The 16,834-nt window shown below is 42.7% G+C and carries 16 protein-coding genes; 7 read left to right on the forward strand and 9 right to left on the reverse strand.

Features of this window, described 5'->3' with window-relative positions; all coding sequences use genetic code 11:
- Positions 1–76: 76 nt before the first annotated feature.
- Positions 77–1,048, reverse strand: coding sequence for a nucleoid-associated protein (locus AC6H04_RS01080; protein ID WP_497569934.1), 972 nt, complete (start codon positions 1,046–1,048; stop codon positions 77–79).
- Between the two features lie 139 nt (positions 1,049–1,187).
- Positions 1,188–1,916: a GntR family transcriptional regulator gene (locus AC6H04_RS01085; protein ID WP_497569935.1), complete on the reverse strand. Its 729-nt coding sequence runs from the start codon at positions 1,914–1,916 to the stop codon at positions 1,188–1,190.
- 159 nt (positions 1,917–2,075) lie between these two features.
- On the opposite strand from AC6H04_RS01085, the gene AC6H04_RS01090 reads away from it, so the two are divergent.
- Positions 2,076–2,585, forward strand: coding sequence for an aminoacyl-tRNA deacylase (locus AC6H04_RS01090; protein WP_098824712.1), 510 nt, complete (start codon positions 2,076–2,078; stop codon positions 2,583–2,585).
- A 366-nt stretch (positions 2,586–2,951) separates the two neighbouring features.
- Here the strand turns inward: AC6H04_RS01090 and AC6H04_RS01095 are convergent, their stop codons facing one another.
- Positions 2,952–3,611, reverse strand: a complete 660-nt coding sequence (locus AC6H04_RS01095; protein WP_497569966.1) for an HD domain-containing protein — start codon at positions 3,609–3,611, stop codon at positions 2,952–2,954.
- A 244-nt stretch (positions 3,612–3,855) separates the two neighbouring features.
- On the opposite strand from AC6H04_RS01095, the gene aroD reads away from it, so the two are divergent.
- Positions 3,856–4,608: a type I 3-dehydroquinate dehydratase gene (gene aroD / locus AC6H04_RS01100; RefSeq protein ID WP_497569936.1), complete on the forward strand. Its 753-nt coding sequence runs from the start codon at positions 3,856–3,858 to the stop codon at positions 4,606–4,608.
- Between the two features lie 193 nt (positions 4,609–4,801).
- Positions 4,802–5,734: a ribokinase gene (gene rbsK, locus AC6H04_RS01105; RefSeq protein WP_497569937.1), complete on the forward strand. Its 933-nt coding sequence runs from the start codon at positions 4,802–4,804 to the stop codon at positions 5,732–5,734.
- A 108-nt stretch (positions 5,735–5,842) separates the two neighbouring features.
- Here rbsK and AC6H04_RS01110 read toward each other — a convergent pair whose 3' ends face one another.
- From AC6H04_RS01110 to AC6H04_RS01125, 4 genes are all read right to left on the reverse strand, one after another.
- Complete coding sequence (locus AC6H04_RS01110) at positions 5,843–6,499, reverse strand: ABC transporter ATP-binding protein (RefSeq protein ID WP_497569938.1); 657 nt, start codon at positions 6,497–6,499, stop codon at positions 5,843–5,845.
- Positions 6,500–6,514: 15 nt separating this feature from the next.
- Complete coding sequence (locus tag AC6H04_RS01115) at positions 6,515–7,954, reverse strand: ABC transporter permease (RefSeq protein ID WP_497569939.1); 1,440 nt, start codon at positions 7,952–7,954, stop codon at positions 6,515–6,517.
- 426 nt (positions 7,955–8,380) lie between these two features.
- Positions 8,381–10,228 carry a hypothetical protein gene (locus tag AC6H04_RS01120; RefSeq protein ID WP_497569940.1) on the reverse strand — a complete coding sequence of 616 codons (1,848 nt, stop codon included), beginning with the start codon at positions 10,226–10,228 and terminating at the stop codon, positions 8,381–8,383.
- A 168-nt stretch (positions 10,229–10,396) separates the two neighbouring features.
- The gene (locus AC6H04_RS01125; protein ID WP_497569941.1) at positions 10,397–10,714 is read right to left on the reverse strand and encodes a hypothetical protein; all 318 of its coding nucleotides are present in this window, start codon (positions 10,712–10,714) and stop codon (positions 10,397–10,399) included.
- Positions 10,715–10,912: 198 nt separating this feature from the next.
- On the opposite strand from AC6H04_RS01125, the gene AC6H04_RS01130 reads away from it, so the two are divergent.
- A complete protein-coding gene (locus tag AC6H04_RS01130) occupies positions 10,913–11,566 on the forward strand; it encodes a response regulator (protein WP_497569942.1) in 654 nt (217 codons plus the stop codon).
- Between the two features lie 78 nt (positions 11,567–11,644).
- On the opposite strand, the gene AC6H04_RS01135 is transcribed toward AC6H04_RS01130, so the two are convergent.
- On the reverse strand, positions 11,645–12,529 hold the full coding sequence (locus AC6H04_RS01135) for a helix-turn-helix domain-containing protein (RefSeq protein ID WP_497569943.1): 885 nt from the start codon (positions 12,527–12,529) through the stop codon (positions 11,645–11,647).
- Between the two features lie 406 nt (positions 12,530–12,935).
- Here AC6H04_RS01135 and AC6H04_RS01140 point away from each other — a divergent pair, with 406 nt between their 5' ends.
- The 3 genes from AC6H04_RS01140 to AC6H04_RS01150 all read left to right on the forward strand — a co-directional run bounded on the left by AC6H04_RS01140 (position 12,936) and on the right by AC6H04_RS01150 (position 16,064).
- The gene (locus tag AC6H04_RS01140) at positions 12,936–14,168 is read left to right on the forward strand and encodes an FAD-dependent oxidoreductase (RefSeq protein WP_497569944.1); all 1,233 of its coding nucleotides are present in this window, start codon (positions 12,936–12,938) and stop codon (positions 14,166–14,168) included.
- Positions 14,161–15,426 carry an NAD-dependent dihydropyrimidine dehydrogenase subunit PreA gene (preA, locus tag AC6H04_RS01145; RefSeq protein ID WP_497569945.1) on the forward strand — a complete coding sequence of 422 codons (1,266 nt, stop codon included), beginning with the start codon at positions 14,161–14,163 and terminating at the stop codon, positions 15,424–15,426. Before AC6H04_RS01140 ends, preA begins: the two co-directional genes overlap by 8 nt.
- 110 nt (positions 15,427–15,536) lie before the next feature.
- On the forward strand, positions 15,537–16,064 hold the full coding sequence (locus AC6H04_RS01150; RefSeq protein ID WP_497569946.1) for a DUF1097 domain-containing protein: 528 nt from the start codon (positions 15,537–15,539) through the stop codon (positions 16,062–16,064).
- A gap of 77 nt (positions 16,065–16,141) precedes the next feature.
- Here the strand turns inward: AC6H04_RS01150 and AC6H04_RS01155 are convergent, their stop codons facing one another.
- Positions 16,142–16,831 (reverse strand): glycerophosphodiester phosphodiesterase, encoded by a 690-nt coding sequence (locus tag AC6H04_RS01155; protein ID WP_497569947.1) that lies wholly within the window; start codon positions 16,829–16,831, stop codon positions 16,142–16,144.
- Positions 16,832–16,834 lie beyond the last annotated feature (3 nt).

The following is a 16,834-nucleotide window of genomic DNA, read 5'->3' on the forward strand; positions in this document are numbered from 1 at the left end:
AATAGGCTTTATTGGCGTTAAATTCTGGAATCTACCGAGTTGTGTCACACCTTCTTCTGATTTCATGGTATTATAATCAGCCTTGCTCAACATTCTTCACAATAACTGACATGGTGCCATCAGGATTAGTTCGAAACTCAACGACGTCCTTATTTTTCAAAACATCTACTGGAACCGTCATTTCAATGCCATTTCCAAGCTTAATTTTCTGTTTTTGGTACTTCTTCTCAAAAATCGGCGCATTGGGTACCCGGACCGTCTCCGACACACCACGTTCTTTGAGTTTTTCCTTAAAAGCAACCTTAGCTTCTGGGTTATCCTGGAAAACCGTTTCAGCAATATGGTCACTATCGATGCTTTCATCCCTTTTGATACTCTCGTAAACGGCTTTATGCGTCTCCGGCACCGTTAATACGTCAGCTTCGGTATATTTTTTAGCGGTTTCCTTAACCGTTTTTTCAATCGTTTTGATTTCCTCAGAAACCTTTTTAACCACTGGAAGCTTTAAAATGTTCTGTGCAAAGCTCCAGTCATCCCCGTTATTATCATACTTTTTCGACTGAACTCGAATCGTATCTCCCATCACCAAAAAGCCATCTTTCACCGTCTGAACCGGAGCCGGCAAAATGGTTTTGTTTTGAATGATCGTATTGACCAGCGTATCATCGTCATACTCAATCGCATGGAGATACTTAGCGGTATAGTCTAATTTCACCATGCCGGTTAAATCAACCAAGTCATCATTTTGAGCACGGAAGAAAAGCAGATCACCGCCATTAATCTTCGTTGCACCCTTGATTGCATTAAAAAAGTCCAGACTGATTTGCGCAGAATTATCGATAAACTCACTTGGATTATCAACGAGCTGCTTTACAATCTGGCAGTCGTCGAGAGAGGCTTCCGTATATTCAGTCTTCATCAACTTTTCGATGACTTTTTGAAGATACTCCTCCATGACCACATCACTAGGATCAACTGCCTTATGCGATACTACAACGTTGCCTGAATCCTTGTCCATCACGTGGACGACTGCTTCTAATATTCTCATGGGACCACCTTTACTTCATTATCTGCTTATAATCATACGTGAATGATTAACTTGATACAACTAAGTGAATAGAAAAGGGCTAGCAGCACCACATATGCCACTAACCCTATATACCCACTTAAAGTTAAATTCAGTCTTACTACTCTTCATCCAACGTTACAAACGTATTGTAATTGAAGTAATCATACCGTAACCGCATATTAGAGACTTCAAACGGTGTGCCGTCGTCCAAGAAGAAAATGCCATCCATAATGGCAACTGGTTCCGTTGGCTTTAAGGCCAATAAATCCTGATCTTCTTCGTTGGAAGGTGCAGCTTTCATCGTCATAAACGATTTGGTCACAACCTTATTTTGAACGTCCTCCAGATAGTTAAAGATTGAGCCTGAAACCACCTTTTGCGATAGTTCAGGTGCAATCTTAATCGGGATAAAGCCCCGTTCAATCATAAACGGATGGTCATCGAATAACCGTAGGCGCTTGATTTCATACACAAAATCGCCCTTTTCCAAAAAGAGATCCTGCTGCATTTCTTCGTTAGCAGGCACCACCTTAAAGGACAGTAATTTGATTCCCTGAGTTTGTCCATCACTCTTAAAACTATCTGTAATCCCTAAATTCGAGCCTTCATAATGAAAAATCGTTTGATTCTTCATGTATAATGGATTAATGAAAGTGCCAGAACCACGTTTCTTAAAAATAATCCCTTGATTTGCTAAAACACCAAGTGCTCGCTTGATTGAACTACGACTGACGTTGTATGCTTCACTCAGACTGCGCTCATCCGGTAGTCGTTTGTCTGGAAACTGATTATCGTGAATTCGCGATTTCAAGTCATGCAATACTCTTCTGTAAACTAAATCTGCCATTCCAATCTCCCTTGCAACCAGTTCACTGATTTAATAATTAAATCGAGTATAACAGATTTTGAAGAGTTCGGATAGATTGAAACGCACTATTATTAAAATTGGTCCTTATTAATTGTTCGTCTGGACTGCACCAAATTATTTAAGTAAGGAATGATTACTATGTCAAAAAAGAAGAAAAAAGGGCAATTACATAAAACATTAGTCGAACAGATCCTCGACAAAGCCAAGATCAGCTACGAGCAGCTTTCATTTGCCACTCATGAAGCCGGAGACGTTCAACAAATGGATGTTGACGAAAGCACCTTTGATCAACACACCATCTATAAAACCTTGGTTGCGTCCGGTAAAACTACTGGTCCCGTTGTGGGCGTCTTGCCACTAGATACGCACTTAGACCTGAAAAAGTTAGCTAAAGCTTCTGGCAACAAGAAGGTCAACATGGTCCCTTTGAAAGAACTCGTTAAAACTACTGGATACGAACACGGTGCTAACACGCCCATCGGTATCTGGGAAAAACTGAAGTACCCGATTTACTTCGATAATACAGCTAAAGAACAAGGCGAAATCATTGTTTCTTCGGGACAAATTGGCCGTTCGGTGAAAGTTAATGCTGAAGCGGTTTGCAAGCTGGTTGATGGTGAGTTTACGGACTTGCTGGAAGAGGAATAATTTTGTATAGCCTAGGTGCTCGACTTTTATATAGCCTAATCAGGCTACAGCAGGCAGAGAACTGCATGTAAGTCAATTCGGGTATAAATCCAAGTTCGGGATTTTTACCCGAATCGTCTTACACTCCGTTCTCTAATCGCCTGCTTCCGCACCTTTTCTAATCGGGCTTCAACGAGCAGAGAGCTGCATGTAAACAAGGACCCCCACAAATCCAAGTTCGGGCGCTCGCCTTTTATATAGCCTAATCGGGCTTCAACGAGCAGAGAGTTGCATATAAGGCAAGGCCTCCACAAATCCAAGTTCGGGATTTATGGAGGCCTTGCCTTATATTTCACTCTCTAAACGCTCGTTTCCGCACCTTGCGCCTTAGCGCATTCCATTCCACTCCGCCTTAAAATCCTCCAGAAAAGTGGTCATGGTTTTCTGCCTCCCCTTCGCAATTTTTTTCGCTACTGAGGTATTCATACTGTCCGGCAGCTTTAGCAATTTTTCGTAAAAATGGTTAATGATCGTTTCGTTATCTAAATTACGATACTCCGCCTTTGTCATGCTGGTTCTAGGTGCTACTTGCGGATCATAAATTTTTTCATTATGATGCCCGCCATAATAGATGGCCCTAGTAATTCCTATTGCACCAATTGCATCCAAACGATCCGCATCCTGCACGATTTGACCCTCCAACGGCAGTGGTTGCTGATCATCCGTCAGGGATTTGCTAAATGACATATTGTTGATAATGAACATCACTGACTGCACTTGATCTGGCGCAAATCCAATTGAGCTTAAAAGACGCTCCACATCCCGCTGGGCAGCTGGGACATCCGAAACCAATTTATCATCAATAACATCGTGTAAATACGCCGAACTAAGCGTAATCAGATAATCAGCAGAAGGCTCTTCCGCTAACAGCATTTTCGCATTGGTCACTACCCGGTTAATATGGTCAACACCATGCCCCGTGACATCATCTGCTAACTTTTGTGCGGTATATTTACTAATTGCAGCTAATTGCTCAGTTGCTTCCAAGTCGCTCACCTAATCTTTCTCAATAATAGAAGATATGATACTTTACTTTTATTAAAATTTAATTAGAAAAATGTTTATTTTAAAGCTGTCCATTCCCATTTTTTATGCCAACATTTGTTTGAAAGTGTCCCACAATCATGTGGCTATACCACCTTGTTGGTTTTATATCTTTGCTTGCTTCCCCTTCAGAAACATGCTAAATTCAGATGAGAAATAGATTAATTAGAGGAGGATCATCATTCATATGACACCAGTATCTTTCAAGGGACTGTCGCTTGGCAGCGGTGTTCCTAAAATATGCGTTCCCATTACGGGCGTGGATTCAAACACTGTCATTGGTCAAGCAGGAGAAGCGGTTTCTTCCTCGGCAGATATTGCTGAATGGCGCTTAGATTACTTTAACGATTTAGAAGATACTGCTGGGATTCTTTCCACAGCAAACCGGTTAGTTGAGATTCTCGGTGATCTGCCATTGATCGTTACTTTGCGTGACCGTACTGAAGGCGGTAAACGACAGATTGCTGACGCTGATTATTTAAAACTTTATACTCAAATCATGTTGCGAACAGCAGTCACTGCCATCGATATCGAATGGCGCCGAGATTCAACCGTCACGGATCAGTTAATCTCCCTTGCGCACACCCATCAAGTTCGAACAATTATCAGTCATCACGAGTTCGAACATACTCCTGCCAAAAGTGAAATGATGGCTCAGCTCAAAAAAATGGCCCAATTAAATGGTGATGTGGTCAAACTAGCCGTAATGCCCGAAAGCAACGATGACGTCTTAAACTTAATGGTGGCTACTCATGATGCCAGCCAGGAAATTTCACAGCCCATTATTACCATGGCCATGGGTTCCCTTGGTGCCGTCACACGAGTTGCGGGTCAAACCTTTAACAGCGCGTTAACTTTCGCAACAACTTCGGCAGTGTCAGCTCCCGGACAGTTAACCGTGGATCAAACACGACAAATTTTGAAAATCATTGCCCAATAATTCATTTTCCATGTCATTTGGGAAATATCAAAAAGTTGCGACGTTAACGATAAATAATTCGGTAAATGAGAATTTTACCAGAATTATTGAAACAGCTTACACTATCTGCTATATTATTAGTGCGAGATACGTAAAACGTTTTACTTGACTTTAATCGTAAAAATACTCACAATTTGAAATGAGGCCTATTAAAATGACTAATCGTGTTACTGTAATCGGAAGTTTAAATGTGGATACAATCCTTGAAATTCCTCGCTTGCCAAAGCCTGGCGAAACCCTGGCGATGGGTGATCAATCTTTTGCTGGCGGTGGTAAGGGTTCTAATCAAGGAATCGCTGCCGGCCGTGCCGGTGCCGACACCTACTTTATCGGTAAGATCGGTGACGATGCCAACGGTAAGTTTATGGTGAAATCAATGACTGATTCTGGCATCAACGTTGATCAAATCACCATTACTAAGGATGCTAAAACTGGACAAGCCTTCATTCTGTTGGATAAAAATGGTCAAAATTCAATCTTAGTTTATGGTGGTGCTAACCAAGTCTTATCAACTCAAGATGTTGATAACGCCAAAGACACTATCGCTAAAAGCGACTTTATCATTACCCAGTTTGAAACACCACTTGACGTTGCCGAAGCAGCCTTCAAAGTTGCCAAGGAAAACAACGTTGTCACGATTTTGAATCCAGCTCCTGCTCAAGAAACGATTCCAGCTAGTTTATTAGCTGTGAGTGACTTGGTTGTGCCAAACGAAACTGAATGCCAAACCTTAACTGGTGTTGAGATTACCGATGAAGCTTCCATGATCAAGGGTGCTGAAAAGCTCCACGCCATGGGTGCTAAGGGTGTCATTATCACCGTTGGTAGCAAGGGTGCCTTCTACCATACTGCTGATGGCAACTACGGTTTCGTTGATGCTTTCAAAGTGAACGCCGTTGATACAACCGCTGCCGGCGATACCTTTATTGGCGCTTTGAGCTCTCAATTAAAACCAGACTTTAGCAACTTAGCCGAAGCGATTCGCTTTGCTAACCGTGCTTCATCCATCACTGTTCAACGCATGGGTGCCCACCCTTCAATTCCAACTTTAGCTGAAATTGAAGCAGCTGAAAAAGCAACTAAATAAGTTAGTTCATATTAGCACCAATATTCCGAAAAATACGGCAATCGTTCCCAAAATTATGGGGATGATTGCCGTATTTTTTAGCGCAACGCTTTAACTATCTTTTAGCCATTAAACCAGATTAAACTGATGTTCTGCCAACTGAATTTGATGATCACAGGCCTGCGCTACTTCGGGTTCATGGGTAATAATAATCACACACTTTTGTTGTTCATGCGCTAATTGTTGAAATAAGGCCACTACCTCTCGTGTATTAGCCTCATCCAAGTTACCAGTGGGCTCATCGGCCACTACCAGATTAGCATCAACTGCCATGGCCCGTGCGATGGCGACACGCTGCTGTTGGCCGCCAGAAAGGTGACTCACCTTTTGCATGATTTGTGTTTCCGTCAGTCCGAGTTTACCCAATAACGTTTTGGCAAAGCCTTTATCACCTTTGTGGCTCGAATCTGTAATAGCCATGGCTGTTAACACATTGTCCAGAGATGACATGTAAGTCACTAAATTATAAGCCTGAAACACGATTGAAACGTCTCGTTTTCTAAAATTAGCTAACCCAATCTGTCGAACATCTCGACCATCTAACTCAATTGAGCCCTTCTTCGGAACATCCAGTCCAGCAATGAGTGACAAGAAAGTGGTCTTACCAGTACCGCTTTGACCAATTACCGCGTACGACTGACCAGTTCTAAACTCCAGGTTAACATCGTTAAATAGCGCCTCCTCAGGTCTGTCATACCAGTAACCCAAATTTTTGATTTTTAACATGGCAACTCTTCCTTTCTATTCCAGTAGAATCTGCTTTGGTTTGAGCCGTAAAATACCGCCAGCAGCGATAACCACAGATAATAAAATAATCACGAAGCCCATACCGCCTAATTTAATCAACTGTACCGGCGAAAGACTTACTTTTAAGGTGGTCTTTTTAGCGGCACCGTTATTAGCTCTCACAGACTGTCTCATCCCACCAGGTTGTTGGCCTTGTCCACCACCACCTGGTCGGCCACTAGGCATGCCACCTTGTGACCCGTTTGAACCCGTAGTTGCAGTACTACTTGTCTGCTGACTAACTAGTTGATTACCTAATTTATTTCCAATAAACTGACCGCCAATTCCAGCAATCACGAGTGCAACCACCATGACCATGGCTAATTCAGCAAATAGCTGGCCAATGATCTTAATCCGTGACTCGCCCATCGATAGCAGTACCCCGATTTCATGGCGCCGTTCACGAATCTGCAACATCACGATTAGGGCTAGAATAATCGTTCCCGCTATGGAAACCAGCCAAACAATCTTGTTAGCAAATGATTTAATATCATTCATGCTACTTTTGACTGACTGATAACTGGCATCGTTCGCACTCAAACTGTACTTACTAGTACTAATCAGCTTTTTACCAGCTGTCTTAACGTTATTCACCTCACTTGGGTTACTAATCGTGAAGGTGACCGAATCAGCCGTATTGGCATATTTGCTACCTTTAACCGTATTAGCAAAGGTATTTGACGTATAAATCGTATTGGCTGGATCACTCGCACCCGGTCCCATTTGAGTTGAAGCACTTGAACTAGCCTTGTAAATACCAACAATTTTTAGCTGATAGGTCTTCTTACCTGAAGTGGTCTTAACCTTAATCGTATCGCCGACCTTTAGGCTATCAGCCTTAGCCAGTTCCGATTCAATCATCACGTTGTTGGTCCCGCTATCAGCACTGGTCAATTGACGGCCAGACGTTAAGCGGTTCGTTTTACTGCTAAAGTTCGTTGAACTGGCAGTATCCGTTACACCTTGGATGGTAATATTGCCGGTATTCGTCGCGTTTTTCATGCCCCCCATTGGCGAACTCGATGAGGAGGTTGAAACAGTGTCAAACCCCGAGGCATTTACCGATGTCGAAGTAGTAGCGTTGTAACTAGATACGTTAGTTAGTTTGGCGATTTTTTTAGCATCACTTAGTTTGACTGGTGTCATCGTTAATTTAGGCCGACTGCCTGAAGTGGCGCCCTGCTGCATTTTTTTAAAGGCCGCCTCCCGATTGGCTGACAGCGTTAACGTTGCGCCCACATTACGTTTAGCCTGTTCAGTCGCATTATTGGCGGCCGTATTAATCAGGAGCCCAGCAAACACAAATAGCATAATTGCAGAAGTAATCACTAACGTTAATAAAGTGCGACCCCGTTTAGCAATTAAGCTTAACCAAGCACGTTTTAAAAAATTCATTTTATCGCCTCCTGGTAACTTTTATAAATGAGATGAGTTCTAACTTCTTTGATAGGCTTCTTCCTCTCTAACCGTTTTAAATTTTTAAGGTTGATTATTTATATCGAACCGGTCTTAAACCGAACTTAAAAGTTGCTTCACCAGGTGAGTAGCCAATGAAAAGACTTAGCAGTAGTCTAGTGGTCGTCATCACTGTTCAAACAAGGCTACTCGTAGTTCAGAATCAACAAAAAAGAAGTGCCATCCTTTATTGGGATAGCACTTCTTTTTTGTTAGCTGCTCGTGGTTTAACGTGTTATATACGGTTGAATTTCACTGAAGCATTAACCATAAAAAGCTTTTAGTTACGTTTTAGTTAAGAAGGCAGTCATCTTACTATAATGCCTTGCCGCATTCCATAAACTTACCACTTGATGTTCCAGTAGTTTACTTTTGCGTCTTAATCGATTGGTTCTTATAAGTTTCAAGACCAACATTTGCCGTTGCTAACTGGTTTTTATCCGTCGCGGTGGCTTTAAAGCTAACCTTATCGCCGGTTTGAATAAACTGGAAGATTGGCTGGAAGGACTTAGCAGAAGTATCCATCCGGTAAACGTGGCTGTCACCTTTCAAGATAAACAGGATCTGCTTATCATCCGGCTTAACGACCCGGTCAACGGTTCCAGAAATCGTCTTGCCAGTCACTTTAGGCTCAACGGTCGTCCCAGTCTTGGCCCCGACACGTTGCTGGAAGATTTCCAGCGTACTCTGCGCATCATCACCAACCGCATACGTCCCACTTTGGTTGTTACCATCCGCTAGCAGGTACACAAACTTCATGAAGGAGTTGTTATCCCGGTCAAGCATCGAAACAACCCAAGTTGGATTACCATTGATTCTGTATAGCAATGGCAGTGTCCCCTTATAGTTCTGCGGGTTAATATCCTGTTGGGCGTAGGAAATCGCACGTTCAGGCGTCATGACATTACCGTGCTCACGGTAATAATGAAGGGTGTTGGTTCGAGCATCCACGAAGGCATAACCAAGAATGGAACTTTGATGACTATTCACACTGGTCATCCCGGTGAAGTAATAAATCCGGCCCTTGTACGCGTATGGCGTTAACGTCTTGCCACCCTCAGTTCCGGCTTCCGTCGGCTTCATCACATCGTTATGACCACCAAAACTGGTAGCGTTCCAGAAACCGTGACGGTACCGGCCAAACATGGAAACTTCTTGTTGAACCAGCTCTGGCGTAGCGGCCACATCCACGAACTTCGGCACCTTATTTGGTGAATAGACGTTCACCTTACCACTGACCGTGTTCAATACGGCCACTTTGTAATGCTTAAAGTCATAGTTCCGGTTGAAATAAGAAATCGGTTTAGCTAACGTCCGAACGTAATAGGGCGTCCCATTATTATCAACTTCCAACTGCGAAGTATCGCCCACCATGGTATACCCCATGCTGTAAGCATTAATGCGCCGATCAGCATCGCGGTTAAAGTAAGCACTTGGTGTATAACGCATGGATTTCGCCACAAATTTTGGATCAGCGTTCTTATCCGTAGCGTTAGTCATGAAGTACCCTGGCACCTTTTGGTAATGAATATACCGCCAGAAGCCACCAGAAAATTCAACTGGGGCGACGTAAACCATCTTGCCGTTATACATTTGAACCCGCATATGATTCAAATCGTAAACGTTGGAATTTTTAAAGCTGTTTAACGAATTATTCATATCTGTAGAAACAGTTTGCGGTGCATTGACCACCGGTGTTTCAGCACTATTCTTGATAACTGGCATTGGTGCACCATCCGTGGAATTATTCATATCCGTTTTAATCGAGTTCACTGCTGGCTTAGGATTCATCGTCGTGACTACTGAAGCAACGCCACTCAGAACAATTACCACTACAACGGCTGCCACTGCAGCACCAATCAAACGGCCAATCCAACCAATGGTAATGCCAAAACTACGCAGCAGACGACTGAAAAAGTTATCCTCGTGTACTGCTCGTTCTTTTACGGCATTAGGATTGAAGACAAACCGACGCAGAATTGCTACCACCACAAAGCCGGCAATGAGCCATAATAGCCAACCGTCAATCAAAGACGGGTAGGCTAAATCTGGCAGATTAAAATACGTATTAACATAACTGATGATAAATAGCGCAACAATTGCGACGGTTCCCCAAGTTCGCCATCGTCGGTTACTGATCCACAAGAACCAAATAAACGGGATCAATAACCCTGATAATTTAACAAGTGTAATCAAGGCAAAATAACTTAGCATAGTTAATCCTCTTTCCTGTTTCCCAAATCCAGATTTTGTTACCTGTAGTATACCAAATTGTTAACGTGACTGTCTGAGAGTTTCCGTTTAGAACCTACGCAAAAAAGCTAGTTCTCAACAAACGGAAAACTAGCTATGCGCAATCGTATTCTAAAATAAACTATCCTGTTAGGACACACTTGCAGCGTACGTATCGATCAGACGTGCAATTTCTTTAATCACCGCAACAACATCAATATCATCTACCGCTAAACTGCCGGTTGCAAGTAACTTCTCAGCCTTAGACTTATCGGTCAATTCAATATGATACTTTTCTAACAGTGTATCTAATAAATAGTCCGCACTGCTCTGCCGTGCTTCTCTTAATTTAAAATCTTCAGCGTGTCCAGATTCATTCACCCACAATGTAAATGTCTGTAGATTACGGCAAACATGAGAAATGAAATTTTTATCTTCAGGCGTTAGCAAGTAGATACTATCGTTCACTTCAAACCACCACTCTCAATTTAAATTCATGATTCTCTCATTTTTCTTTAAGTCTAACACAAGTAAAATAAGATTGAAAGAAACGGAGTGAAATCGCTTACTTTGCCTATAATACATGATATTATTGAAGTATCAACCAACTATAAAATACACGAAAAACTGAATTTTAACCAAAACTAAAGAAAGGAGTTATCTATCATGTATCGTGTGCTAATTGCTGATAACCATCCCATCTACCGGGTCGGTTTAAAAGCCGTCATTGATGCGCAACCCCACTTTAAAGTGATAGCCGAAGTCGATGATGCCACCGACGCTTATGTCAAGGTAGCTGAGGGTGGTATTAACGTTGTCGTAATGCCAATATCAATGCCGCCTGGCGAATGTGGTGTTGGTGCCACTCGTCGCATTCATGAAGATTACCCCGATGTCAAAGTCCTGATCAATACGTCACACGAGGAGCACCATTACATTGATGATAGTCTCCACTACGGGGCAGCTGGATATGTCCTAAAGAACTCACCAGAGTCGGAGTTCATCGCAGCATTGAATACGGTCGTACAAAACAGGATTTTTGTCGACCAAAATATCGTACTGACTCCTGATGACTTTAAGCGGATCGACTCTGCTCAAGCCGACGAGCAGCTCTACTACTATAATTCGCTTTCCAGCCGTGAACGAGAAGTATTGCCATTGATGGTACTAAGCTGGTCAAATAAAGAAATCGCCAGCCACCTATTTATTACCACTAAAACAGTGGAGGCTCATAAAGCAAACATCATGCGGAAGTTGAACTACCCTTCCCATGCCATGCTGGTAAAGTACGCCTTAAAGAACAGCTTAGTAAATTTTTAAAAACTAAAAAGTGCTATTAATCATCTGTCACCGCCAATTAGCGAGTAATCAATGATTAATAGCACTTTTAGTTTGCCCTTAAGCTTCACGCAATTTTCCTTTTTCCATCTGTCGCTTTAAGGCAGCTAGTTTAACTTCAACCACTTCATTCTGATTGATTTTAGCAAATGCCAACGTCTCGCTCATCAGACTTTGCACTTCACTGGTTGGACAATGCAATGTAATCGCACACTGGGTGGCTAAGAACTTTAGGTCCGGCAAGTAAAACGTCACGTGCTGTTCTGAACACAATCTCACACCAGCCTCGATTAAACGCTGGCTTTCTTCGTACCGATTTTGTGTCATTTCAAACTCAGCGGTGTAGTAAACCATCATAAGTACCCGCAGATAATACTGTTCGTTTTGTCTTTCCGCAGGCAACTCGCGAAGATACAGATTCACCTTATCGAAATAGGATTGCGCACGTTTAGGCTGATGATTTCGCGCATACATCTCCGCCATGCCTAAAAAGCCTAGATAGGTAAAAATGGTTTTCTGCTTAGCATCCAAGACATTGAAAATGAGTGACAAATCATAGCTCACATCGATGACATGACCGTTTGTCAGTGCCGTCATCAGACCCCTTAGATAATAAAACTGCATCTGAGAAACCACGGACTGAATCTGATCAGGATTAATCGCATTCAGTTCTTGAAACGCCTGACAGTAATCTTCCATCATTAAACGCTTCTCAATGTCATCCAGCTGAACGCTTAATTGACTAACCGTACTCTCCTCGGATTCATATAAGTCTTCCACGGTCATCCCGAGGCGTGCACATAACTGCGTCAAGATTGTGAGTGATGGCACATGAGCATTATTCTCAAATTTGCTGAGTGTTGCTTGCGTACAAATACCATCACACAGTTTACACTGAGACATTTTTAACGCTTTCCGGCGTTTAATAAAACAAGTCACGTTCATCTGCCATCACCCCTGTTTCTTACTTGATTGAATAGTTTAATTATACTTGTATCCCGCGGTTACCACTATTAGGAATGACCCTAACCACTCGAAATGCTATACCAAAATATATTATTCAAAATTAATATGATTTTTTTAATGACACCCATTCACCAGATGATTCCACTGAAAAAACACCGCTAATATCGCTTTTATACCTAGCTCAAGATGATTTTATATCATTTTTTATATCAAAATATGACATAAAATATACCTAAAATTCCTTCAAAATTACTTCACTTATAGCGTGTTTTGAAAGCGTTTTTGTCGTACCTCACCCATACATGCTATTCTACAACTATCAGATATGTGAAATTTAGCACAATTATTGTTCACTATACTTCTCAATAAAGTGAGGCCAATTAACATGACTAAAAAGTATGAAACAGAAGCTCCAGGTTACACCATGACAACGGTGATGGAAGAAGCAGCACGTTGTCTATTGTGCCACGACGCACCGTGTTCAGCTGCTTGCCCAGCACACACGGATCCCGCAAAATTCATTCGTAGTGTTCGTTTTCGTAACGTTAAGGGTGCTGCTGAAACCATTCGCGAAAACAACGCATTAGGTGCTATCTGCGCACGGGTTTGTCCAACCGAGAAATACTGCGAACTCGCCTGCTCACGTAGCGGTATTGATGTACCTATCGATATTGGTGGGATTCAACGTTACGTCACTGACTTTGAGCAAGCTGCTGATATGCACATCTTGCATAAGGGTGACAGCAACGGCATGCACATCGCCATCATTGGTAGCGGTCCAGCCGGCTTACAGTCAGCAACTACCCTGCTAGAAAAAGGCTACAGTGTTGATATCTACGAAAAGAACGCCAAGGCTGGTGGTTATCTCACCTATGGTATTCCTGAATATCGTCTGCCAAGTAATATTGTCGATTACGAAATCAAACGGATCACTGATATGGGCGCCAAGATCCACTTTAATACCGTCGTTGGTAAGGATATCACCATGGATCAGCTCAAGGCTGATAATGACGCGGTGATTGTTGCTATCGGTGCTAGTGAAGCTAAAATTTTACCGATGTTTGAGAATAATGACGCCGTTGAATCCGCGGTTTCCTTCTTAGCCAGAACTAAAGAAGCCAAGGGCAATATTGAACTGCCTAAAGACGCATTAGTCATCGGCGGTGGGGACGTTGCCATGGACGTGGTCACCACCCTCAAGAAGTTAGGTGTTGAACACGTCACTGACGCCGCTTACGAACAGTTCGATGAATTCCGCGCTTCTAAAAAGGAACTGGCTGGTGCCGAACGTGAAGGCGTCACCATTATTGATGGTTACATTCCAGACAGTGTTGATGGGCACACCGTTACCCTCAAGCATCGTCACATCAACAGTAAAATGACCATTGAAGCCGATGCAATCATCCTTGCCATTGGCCAAGAAACCAACGCTAAAAACTTAGGCATCCGCCTTGAACACGGCGAAGCACCATCAGCAGGTTATCGAACTCGCGATCCAAAGGTCTTCATTACAGGCGACATCGCTCAGGGTGATAAAACCGTTGTTTACGCCGTTCAAAAAGGTAAAGAAGTCGCCGGTGAAATCGACAGTATTTTAGGAGGCAACCGTCATGATTAATAAGGACTTATCAATTGATTTTCTGGGTGTTCACTTTGAGAACCCCTTCTGCCTATCGTCTTCACCCGTAGGTAACTGTTACGAAATGTGTGCCAAAGCCTTTGATGAAGGCTGGGGTGGAATCGTCTTTAAGACCATCGGACCTGAAGATTTCGAAGTTGACGAAGTTTCACCACGGTTCGATGAATTAACCAAGGAAGGCACTCCTTTCGTTGCCTTCAAAAACATGGAACAAATTGCCGAACATCCGCTGAAACAAAACTTAGCAGACTTAAAGAAACTAAAGGAAAACTATCCTGATAAAGTGGTCATCGCATCTATCATGGGGCCAACTGAAGCGGACTGGGAAGAACTCGCACGTCTGGTCACTGACGCTGGTGCCGATATGATTGAAATGAACTTATCCTGCCCACAAATGACGTCCCATGCCATGGGTTCTGATGTTGGATCAAACCCACCACTAGTCAAAAAATACTGTGAAGCCGTTAAACGTGGTTCAGATTTACCTATGATGGCTAAAATGACACCAAACATTACTGACATGGTTCCTGCTGCAAAGGCCGCCATGGCAGGTGGCGCTGACGGAATTGCCACGATCAACACCGTGAAATCAATTTCAAATGTGGACCTCGAAAAGAAGACGGCATTACCAATCGTTAACGGTAAATCATCCATTTCTGGCCTTTCCGGTAAAGCCGTGAAACCAATCGCACTACGTTTCATCCAACAATTGCGTGTTGCTTCCGGTTTGGAGCAGTTACCAATCTCTGGTATCGGTGGTATTGAAACCTGGGAAGACGCTGTTGAATTCATCCTCATGGGTTCCACTACCCTTCAAGTCACCACCTCGGTTATGCAATATGGCTATCGAATCGTTGAAGACATGAAGAATGGTTTAATGCATTACATGGAAGAACAAGGCGTTGAACACTTAGCAGAATTGGTTGGTCTCGCCAACAAAAACATCGTGCCGGCTGAAGACCTAGACCGGAACTATAAGGTTTATCCAGAAATCGATTGGGATAAGTGCATTGGCTGTGGCCGCTGCTTTATCAGCTGCTACGACGGTGCTCACCAAGCCATTTCGTGGGATGAAAAGACCCGTCGACCATCCATTGACACCAGCAAATGCGTTGGCTGCCACCTGTGCGCGTTAGTTTGCCCAGTCCATGCCATTCATCCAGGTAAAATTGTGATGAAAGAAGGGCGCAAAGGCGATCCGTCAAAGATTGATGTTGTCTCACAACGACTTAATTAAGCTTTATCGCTAAGCATTAATATAGTAAACTGCTACTATGCTGAAAAAGCCAGCCACTGAAACGACATATGCGTTCAGGTGACTGGCTTTTCGTTAAAGGAGTGGCCCTCATGAAAATTAGTAAAGACGTCTGGATCTCATCCATTGGTGTTGGACTGACTACCCTCATCTTTTGCCTGATTTCTGGTTCATTTCATTTATGGATGAGCGGTGCAGCCTTCATCGCTGCTTCCTACTTTTTTGGTGCTGGTGCACCAATGCATAAAGTATTAAATATTTCCGTTAGTTTTCTATTCGGCATCGCTTTGGGCTGTTTCTGCCTGTGGATCATTAGCTTTCCACATTTAGGTGACGTCATCCCCAGTGCCATCATTTTCGGTTTTCTGACATTCTTAGTTCTGTTCCTGCAAGGGACTATCCTGAAGTTTGCGGAAGTCCCTGCATGGCTACTGGCTTGGGGGACCACCATGTTGATCATCACTAACATCACCATCAAGAGTTGGCCAGTGTTCTTGATTCAGCTGATTGTTTCCATGTATCTAGGTGTTTACCTGATTATCATTGGTTCCAACTACTTCTCCAAGTGGATGTACAAACTATTTCCTGATAAGCAGCCAAAGAACAATGATGATCTTTAAAAAATAGTGGTTATTACTCAAGTTTGAGTAATAACCACTATTTTTTATACTTTACATGACGTTCAAAAGCTTTTTAACTACCCAACAAGTAATTCATCGCGTATTACCATCGCCTTTTCAAAATCATCCGTAAATATACCATCGACATCTTGCGAGAAAAGCTTCGTCATTCGCGCTTCATCGTTAACCGTCCATATTCTCTCAATCAAACCTTTATCATCTTGAGCGCGATTAAGGTGCAACCCGTTTAAACGTTCTTTTCTCAAAAAGGCTAGTGGATGGCGAATCGTTTGCTCCGTTAAAAAGCAGTAATTTTGACTCTCATCTAATTGCTGACAAATTTTCAAACTATCTAAATTAAATGAAGAGTAAATCACTGGATGGCGTAAATAGGTTTGACTAACTTGTTTCAAAACGAGTTTTTCGATTCCTTCATAATGAATTTGATCCGTTTTAAACTCAAGATTGAGTATAACATCAACATTCTTCACTAATTCCAATAACTCATACAACGTAGGGATAGACTCACCATTACTCAATTTAAATTCCTTTAATTGTTCGTAATCGTAATCACAGATTCTGCCCGTACCATCCGTAGTCCGGTCGATGGTTTCGTCGTGCATAATCACCGGTAACCGATCACGGGTCAAATGGACATCAAATTCAAGTCCTTCGACGTTATGTTCAATCGCGTACCGAAATCCTTGCAGTGAATTTTCTGGGAACTTTACGGGAATCCCTCGATGACCGAATATCAAAGTTGACATGGT

The organism is Secundilactobacillus sp. MJ173 (assembly GCF_059704265.1).